This is a genomic window from Microvirga brassicacearum (genome assembly GCF_008757455.1).
In the GTDB taxonomy this organism is placed as follows: domain Bacteria; phylum Pseudomonadota; class Alphaproteobacteria; order Rhizobiales; family Beijerinckiaceae; genus Microvirga; species Microvirga brassicacearum.
Window position 1 is genome coordinate 58,312 of record NZ_VCMV01000055.1, and the last position, 7,220, is coordinate 65,531.

General features: G+C 62.4%; 10 protein-coding genes. 3 read left to right on the forward strand and 7 right to left on the reverse strand.

Annotated elements, in window-relative coordinates; all coding sequences use genetic code 11:
- From FEZ63_RS21355 to FEZ63_RS21380, 6 genes are all read right to left on the reverse strand, one after another.
- Positions 1–297, reverse strand: coding sequence for a 50S ribosomal protein L23 (locus FEZ63_RS21355; protein WP_150948383.1), 297 nt, complete (start codon positions 295–297; stop codon positions 1–3).
- Positions 294–914: a 50S ribosomal protein L4 gene (gene rplD / locus FEZ63_RS21360; protein ID WP_150948386.1), complete on the reverse strand. Its 621-nt coding sequence runs from the start codon at positions 912–914 to the stop codon at positions 294–296. The genes FEZ63_RS21355 and rplD overlap by 4 nt, the downstream gene beginning before the upstream one ends.
- Positions 914–1,645, reverse strand: a complete 732-nt coding sequence (gene rplC, locus FEZ63_RS21365; protein ID WP_150948390.1) for a 50S ribosomal protein L3 — start codon at positions 1,643–1,645, stop codon at positions 914–916. Before rplC ends, rplD begins: the two co-directional genes overlap by 1 nt.
- A 47-nt stretch (positions 1,646–1,692) precedes the next feature.
- Entirely contained in the window at positions 1,693–1,998 is a 306-nt protein-coding gene (gene rpsJ, locus FEZ63_RS21370; protein ID WP_150948393.1) for a 30S ribosomal protein S10, read from the reverse strand.
- 64 nt (positions 1,999–2,062) lie between these two features.
- On the reverse strand, positions 2,063–3,253 hold the full coding sequence (gene tuf, locus FEZ63_RS21375) for an elongation factor Tu (RefSeq protein ID WP_150948395.1): 1,191 nt from the start codon (positions 3,251–3,253) through the stop codon (positions 2,063–2,065).
- A 62-nt stretch (positions 3,254–3,315) separates the two neighbouring features.
- Positions 3,316–3,906, reverse strand: a complete 591-nt coding sequence (locus FEZ63_RS21380) for a hypothetical protein (RefSeq protein ID WP_150948398.1) — start codon at positions 3,904–3,906, stop codon at positions 3,316–3,318.
- A 166-nt stretch (positions 3,907–4,072) separates the two neighbouring features.
- Here FEZ63_RS21380 and FEZ63_RS21385 point away from each other — a divergent pair, with 166 nt between their 5' ends.
- Positions 4,073–4,444 (forward strand): ArsR/SmtB family transcription factor, encoded by a 372-nt coding sequence (locus FEZ63_RS21385; protein ID WP_150948420.1) that lies wholly within the window; start codon positions 4,073–4,075, stop codon positions 4,442–4,444.
- Complete coding sequence (locus FEZ63_RS21390) at positions 4,437–4,970, forward strand: SRPBCC family protein (protein WP_150948401.1); 534 nt, start codon at positions 4,437–4,439, stop codon at positions 4,968–4,970. Before FEZ63_RS21385 ends, FEZ63_RS21390 begins: the two co-directional genes overlap by 8 nt.
- A 363-nt stretch (positions 4,971–5,333) precedes the next feature.
- Here the strand turns inward: FEZ63_RS21390 and FEZ63_RS21395 are convergent, their stop codons facing one another.
- Entirely contained in the window at positions 5,334–6,191 is an 858-nt protein-coding gene (locus FEZ63_RS21395; protein WP_420846318.1) for a GNAT family N-acetyltransferase, read from the reverse strand.
- Between the two features lie 343 nt (positions 6,192–6,534).
- Between FEZ63_RS21395 and minC the strand changes: the two genes are divergently transcribed.
- Positions 6,535–7,220 (forward strand): septum site-determining protein MinC (gene minC / locus FEZ63_RS21400; protein WP_201274242.1); only part of this gene is annotated, 686 nt, incomplete at its 3' end.

The following is a 7,220-nucleotide window of genomic DNA, read 5'->3' on the forward strand; positions in this document are numbered from 1 at the left end:
TCAGAGGCCCGTCGTGACGTCGATGGTTTGGCCCTCTTCGAGGGTCACAACCGCCTTCTTCACATCCGACCGCTGACCGCGCATACCGCGGAAAATCTTCACTTTGCCTTTGGTGACGAGCGTGTTCACGCTCTTCACCTTGACGTCGAACAACTTCTCGACCGCTTCTTTGATCTGCGGCTTCGTGGCCGTCGGGCTCACCTTGAAGACGACCTTGTTCTGATCGGACAGGGTCGTGGCCTTCTCGGTGATGACCGGGCTCACGATCACATCGTAGTGGCGCGGGTCCAGGCTCATTTGAAGCGCGCCTCCAGCGCATCGACAGCCGCCTTCGTGAGAACGAGCTTCTCGCGGCGAAGGATGTCATAGACGTTGATGCCCTGCACCGGCAGGACGTCGATGTTCGGGATGTTGCGAGCAGCCCGCTGGAAGTTCGCCTCGATCTCGACACCGCCGATGATCAATGCGCTGCCAAGGCCCATCTTGCCGAAGCGTTCGATGAGACCCTTCGTCTTCGGATCCGAGAGCTTCACGTCATCGATGATGATGAGCGACGCATCCTTGACCTTCGACGACAAAGCGTGCCGCAGAGCAAGCGCGCGGACCTTCTTCGGCAGGTCATGCGCATGAGAGCGAACGACCGGACCGAAGGCACGACCACCACCCCGGAACTGGGGAGCGCTTGCGGCGCCGTGGCGGGCGTTACCGGTGCCCTTTTGCTTGTACAGCTTCTTGGTCGTGCGGTTGATGTCCGAACGGCCCTTCGTGGCGTGCGTGCCGGCCTGGCGCTTTGCGAGCTGCCAGCGGACGCAACGGGCAAGCAGGTCGGCGCGGGGATCGAGACCGAAAATCGTCTCGTTCAGATCCACCGAACCGGCGCTCTTGCCTTCGAGCGTGGTGATATCAAGCTTCATCACGCGTTCTCCTCTTGAGCCTGCGGAGCCGTCTCGACGGCCGCAGAACCGTTCGCGCCAGTCCGGAACTTGCCGGGCATCGGCACGTCGGTCGGCAGCTTCCGCTTCACCGCGTCACGGATGTAGATCCATCCGCCGGCGACGCCGGGAACGGCACCCTCGACCAGGATCAGACCGCGCTCGACATCGGTCGACACCACGCGCAGATTCTGCGTCGTGACGCGCTCGGCGCCGAGGTGACCGGGCATCTTCTTGTTCTTGAAGGTCTTGCCCGGGTCCTGACGGCCACCGGTCGAACCGATCGAGCGGTGCGACACGGAAACACCGTGAGTGGCGCGCAGACCGCCGAAGTTCCAGCGCTTCATACCGCCGGCGAAGCCCTTACCCATCGTGGTGCCCGTGACGTCCACGAACTGCCCCGCGATGAAGTGATCGGCGGTGATTTCGGCGCCGACGGGGATGACTGCATCCTCGGAGACGCGGAATTCCGCGATCTTGCGCTTCGGCTCGACGTTGGCGACGGCGAACCGTCCACGCTCGGCCTTCGAAACGTTCTTGACCTTGGCCGTGCCGACGCCGACCTGCAGCGCCGTATAGCCATTCTTGTCCATCGTCCGATGGGCAACCACCTGACAGTGATCGACCTTCAAGACTGTTACCGGGACGTGTTCACCCGCATCCGTAAAGATGCGTGTCATCCCCAACTTCTGTGCAATGACGCCTGAGCGCATGTGCGTATCCTCTCGGCGTGTCCTACCGAAAGCTCCAAGCCAAAGGCTTAGAGCTTGATCTCCACGTCCACGCCCGCGGCGAGGTCGAGCTTCATCAGCGCGTCCACCGTCTGGGGTGTGGGGTCCACGATATCGAGAACACGCTTGTGAGTGCGCATCTCGAATTGCTCACGCGACTTCTTGTCGATGTGAGGCGAGCGAAGAACCGTAAAGCGCTCGATGCGCGTCGGCAGCGGGATGGGCCCGCGTACCTGGGCGCCGGTCCGCTTCGCAGTCGACACGATTTCGCGTGTCGATGCGTCGAGGATCCGGTGGTCGAACGCCTTAAGGCGAATGCGAATATTCTGGTTCATGGCTTGACCTGTTCCAAAAGAAGGAGACCGACCGTTCGCCGGTCACCTTCTTTGATCCTCTGAATTAGTCCATGACCTGCGCGACGACGCCGGCACCGACGGTGCGGCCGCCTTCGCGGATGGCGAAGCGCAGCTTCTCTTCCATGGCGATCGGGACGATCAGCTGAACGTCCATCGAGATGTTGTCGCCCGGCATCACCATCTCGGTGCCTTCAGGCAGCGTCACCACACCCGTCACGTCCGTCGTCCGGAAGTAGAATTGCGGACGATAGTTGGTGAAGAACGGCGTATGACGGCCACCCTCCTCCTTGGTCAGGATGTAGGCCTCGGCCTTGAACTTGGTGTGCGGCTTGATCGAACCGGGCTTGCACAGAACCTGACCGCGCTCCACGTCCTCGCGCTTGGTGCCGCGCAGCAGAACGCCCACGTTGTCGCCGGCCTGGCCCTGATCGAGCAGCTTGCGGAACATCTCGACGCCCGTCACCGTCGTCTTGACCGTGTCCTTCAGGCCGACGATCTCGACTTCCTCGCCGACCTTGACGATGCCGCGCTCGACGCGACCCGTCACCACCGTGCCGCGGCCCGAGATCGAGAACACGTCCTCGATCGGCATCAGGAACGGCAGGTCGATCGGACGCTCCGGCTGCGGGATATAGGCATCGACCGCTTCCATCAGCTTCAACACCGCCTCGCGGCCGATCTCCGGCGACCGGTCTTCCAGCGCGCACAACGCCGAACCCTTGACGATCGGGATGTCGTCGCCGGGGAAATCGTATTTCGACAACAGCTCGCGCACCTCGAGCTCGACCAGCTCCAGAAGCTCCGCGTCGTCGACCATGTCGACCTTGTTCATGAACACCACCAGAGCCGGAACGCCGACCTGGCGCGCCAGAAGGATGTGCTCGCGCGTCTGCGGCATCGGGCCGTCAGCCGACGACACCACCAGGATCGCGCCGTCCATCTGCGCTGCACCCGTGATCATGTTCTTCACGTAGTCGGCGTGGCCAGGGCAATCCACGTGCGCATAGTGACGGTTCGCCGTCTCGTATTCCACGTGCGCCGTCGAGATCGTGATCCCGCGTGCCTTCTCTTCCGGCGCCTTGTCGATCTGGTCGTACGCCGTAAACGTCGCCCCGCCCGACTCCGCCAGAACCTTCGTGATCGCTGCCGTCAAAGACGTCTTGCCATGGTCAACGTGGCCAATCGTCCCGATATTGCAGTGCGGCTTGTTCCGCTGAAACTTTTCCTTGCCCATCGTTCTGTACCTTACCGAGCTGGGATGTGATGAAAGCTGTGGCGTCCGATATTGCGATTGGACTATTTCCGCAAGAGCCAATTTCGATATTGCCGCGCATAGTCCTTGGTCACGAGGTCGATCGGCTCGTCCCGGACGAGATTGTCGAGCACGACGCCAAGCGGCCCTCCCCCGCCCTTGACCAGCACGTGGTGGGAAGGAAGCGAGAGAAGCGGCGTGGCGGTCTTGGCGTCAAGGAGTTCGACATCGGCCTGAATCGTGTGGTCGCCGCCCAGAATCACCCGTTGGATCGCGGACGATATCCTGACCTCGTGAACCCGCACCGCAAGTTTCACCGGCCGAGCGCCGGCCAGTTCCGGGCCAATCGCCGCCAGCATGGCGCTGCGCAGCCGATCGGAGATCACGTTCCGCACGAATGCCCGGCCTTCATCCGTATCGGCAGAGAATTCGGCGCTCTGGGCGGCCGCCCCCTTGGTCTTGGCATAGGCGATTTCGCCGTCGCCCCATGAAATGCGGGCGTTCGGCGCGATCTTCACCTCGACCGACTGAAGCCGCAAGGACGAGATCTGGTCGGGCGACAGGGTGTTGGCCGCAGTAATGCAGCCGGACAAGGCGAAAGCCAGCAGAACGACGGCGGCGGCGCGCGCAAACATGAGATGCAACCTGGGAGAAGATTTCGAGAAGACGATGCAACTAAATTACCTTGGTGGCGGTTACAAGCGGGAAAATCAGGAGCGGGCGAACCTGGTGTCCGGCCGCCGGCAAAAACATTCAACCAATGAGTTGACAATCCCTCGGCCCGGCCTCATTCTCAACCACATGGTTGAATTACAGACATCCCGGCTCGACGCCGTGTTTCACGCCCTCGGCGATGCCACGCGCCGCCGGATGTTGCGCGACCTTTCTAATGGGCAGCGGACGGTCGGGGAACTCGCCGCCCCCTTCGACATCTCGCTGGCCGCCGCCTCCAAGCACATCAAGGCGCTGGAGCGTGCCGGCCTTGTCAGCCGGACGGTGAAGGGCCGGACCCACTTCTGCCGGCTGGAGCCGCGCCCGCTTGAGGACGCGCACGAGTGGATTGGCTTCTACGAACGCTTCTGGACCGGCCGCCTCGACATTCTCGAGGGCCTGCTGCGCCGGGACGAAACCCCTGCCCCCCAAGGAAACGACCAAGGAGACGACAATGACTGACACTATGACCCCCAGCGCCTATGGCGTCGTGACGGAGCCCGCGACAGTGCGACTGCAACGCCTGCTACCCGGCCCCATCGAAAAGGTCTGGTCTTACATCACCGAGAGCGAGCTTCGCGGAAAATGGCTGGCGACCGGCCACATGGATCTGCGGGTCGGCGGCAAGGTCGACCTCGTCTGGCGCAACGACGACCTGACAGATCACCGCGAGGAGCGTCCGCCCGGGTTTAGCGAGGAGCACCGGCAGGAGAGCCTGATCACCCGGCTCGATCCGCCCCGCCTGCTCGCTTTCGGCTGGGACGGCGGCAGCGAGGTAACCTTCGAACTCGAGCCCAAGGGCAGTGAGATCCTGCTCACGATCACTCACAGCAAGCTGCCGAACCGCAGCCAGATGCTCGGTGTCTCCGCCGGCTGGCACGCCCATATGGACGTCTTCGAGGCACGCCTACGCGGCGAGGAGCTGCCGTTCTTCTGGCGGAACTGGGCAGCGCTGAAAGCGGAATACGACAAGCGCATCCCGCAATAATTCGCGGCATCAGCGGGGCGGGTCGGCAACGGGGCCAGCGGAGCGCGGGCCCGACAGTTGCCGCCCGCCTCGCTCATCAATGTGATGGTCGCAACATGCTACTCACTTTGAACCAGGCCGTGATTGGCAAAGTGATTGCCCAGCTTTCCGACTGGGCTGTGCAGCCGTGATTGGCGCCGGACCTGCAGGCCGATGGAATGCGGTAAACGCTGATGGCCCGCCCAGCTCTGATTCTCTGGATACGATGGTGGCCGCAAGAGGCGATGGCCTCCGTTGTCGGAAAAAAACCGGTAACCGCCACCTCCACTTGGCGGAGACTACAGCGGGATCTCACTTGCCATGACAAACGCTGAAATGCGGAGATTACCCCAGCTCGAAGGTCGAAATCCCGTACGTTCGGGAAAGCGGCAAGTCTGGTCTCTCACCGCGGTACATCCGGGCTGTCTCAAACACCGGTGACAGGCTGTAATGCGCGGCGAGCTGAACGGCAGCTTGGTTTGGCTCGGGCAAATCCAGGAAGACCGAATCTGCTTTTGCCCGCGATGCAAGCGCCTGAAACAACAAATCAGCCTCGCGTTCGCTGTCGGCGAAGAGCGGCCCGATCTTGTGGCCGTGTCGGCAGGCTCGGATGACGCCATAACCCTTGACGGTCCCGTCTTCGATGAAGGCAATGGCGCTGCGCATATCGGGTTTGAGCCAGCAGCGCAGAAAGGCCTCGCGCGGCGCGGCAAAGAACGGCCGGTCATAGTCCAGAATGGCGTCCATGATCTCCGGACTCACTTGCCGCAGACGGTCGTCCCGAGGGGGCTCGGTCTGAGGGGTTCCGCCATAGCGGACATTGCGGTGCGCCAGTACGAACCCGGATCGCGCATATTTCTCCTGCTGGGCCACAACACCATCCAGACCCACCGTGCGATCCCCGAGGTAGTCCATGCCGGCCTGCCAGAGGTGATATCCGAAGCCTCGTCCGCGTTGATCCGGCCGGACGATGTAGAAGCCGAGAAAACCGAACGCGCGGGAGTACCGAACGACCGAGATGGAGGCGATCGGCTCCTCGCCGAGGCACCCGATCAGGAAACCGCTCGGATCAACGGCTGCAAAGCAATCTGCATCGTTGAGACCCGGATTCCATCCCTCGGCGGCAGCCCAGTCGATCGCGAGGTCCAGGTCTTGGCGCTTCATGACCCGGACGTCCAGTGTGTCGGGATATCCTTGTGTCACGTTCGGCCTCGTCGGGTTTTCCTATTGTGAGAGAGCCTACGCATTAACCCGGCACAGGGTAGATCGGTCCTCACGCCAGGCAAGAGCGTGGGATTGTGCGGTCACGCCGAAGCGCAACCATCCCGCGCGTCGCCAGGGTCGATGCCACGTCGTCCTCTCGCTTCCCGAAGCCCAGAACCCATGTTTGGGGCTTCCTGTCAGGGACTTTGCCGAGGCCTGAGACTTTCGGGCGCCTGCGCTACTGGCTCGGACAGCGGCCGGAATCGTTAACGTGAGAGTGAAAATTTACTGGCCGTTAACCCTAAAGCGGCGAGATCGAGGCATTGCAGGATTTTCATCAGCCGTGACCATCGCCGTCCACCCCCGCCCCTCGCTTCGCTTCCGCGGCAAGTCGTTCTTGGCGCTGGTTCTCGCACCCGTCGTACCGATGCGCGACTGGCTGGAAGACCTGGACGCGCTGACGCAGAACTCGCCCGGGTTCTTCTCCGGCCGGCCTGTTGTTCTCGACGTGTCTACGCTCAAGCCGTCGAAGTCGGAGCTCAAGTTTCTTCTTGCCGCGATGCGAATGCGAGACATCCGCATTGCCGGTCTGGAAGGCGCAGCGCCCGCGGTCATGGATGCGGACATGCCACAGGCCCTAACCGGCGGAGAGCTTTCCAGTGGCATCGACCGTGCCGATCTCGATAAGGCGCCGCTGACCCGCGAGACGGCAGACCCGACGCTGATGATTGAGGATTCCATCCGCTCCGGGCGGTCAGTCCTGCACCCCAATGGCGACGTGACTATTCTAGGCTCGGTCGCTTCCGGCGCGGAGATCGTGGCGGGAGGTTCTATTCATATCTACGGCTCACTCCGTGGACGGGCCGTCGCCGGTTGCACGGGGAATGCGACCGCTCGAATCTTCTGCCGCAAATTCGAGGCGGAACTCGTTGCTGTCAATGGCCTCTACAAGACCGCCGACGACCTTGGTTCCAAGTTCCGCAATCTGCCGATTCAGGTTCGCCTCGACGGCGATTCCCTGATCCTCAC

Coding starts and splice junctions, on each gene's coding strand:
- tuf (WP_150948395.1), bottom strand. CDS start 3,253: ATGGGCAAGGAAAAGTTTCAGCGGAACAAGCCGCACTGCAATATCGGG.
- FEZ63_RS21380 (WP_150948398.1), bottom strand. CDS start 3,906: ATGTTTGCGCGCGCCGCCGCCGTCGTTCTGCTGGCTTTCGCCTTGTCC.
- rplD (WP_150948386.1), bottom strand. CDS start 914: ATGAAGCTTGATATCACCACGCTCGAAGGCAAGAGCGCCGGTTCGGTG.
- FEZ63_RS21385 (WP_150948420.1), top strand. CDS start 4,073: ATGGTTGAATTACAGACATCCCGGCTCGACGCCGTGTTTCACGCCCTC.
- rplC (WP_150948390.1), bottom strand. CDS start 1,645: ATGCGCTCAGGCGTCATTGCACAGAAGTTGGGGATGACACGCATCTTT.
- rpsJ (WP_150948393.1), bottom strand. CDS start 1,998: ATGAACCAGAATATTCGCATTCGCCTTAAGGCGTTCGACCACCGGATC.
- FEZ63_RS21390 (WP_150948401.1), top strand. CDS start 4,437: ATGACTGACACTATGACCCCCAGCGCCTATGGCGTCGTGACGGAGCCC.
- FEZ63_RS21355 (WP_150948383.1), bottom strand. CDS start 297: ATGAGCCTGGACCCGCGCCACTACGATGTGATCGTGAGCCCGGTCATC.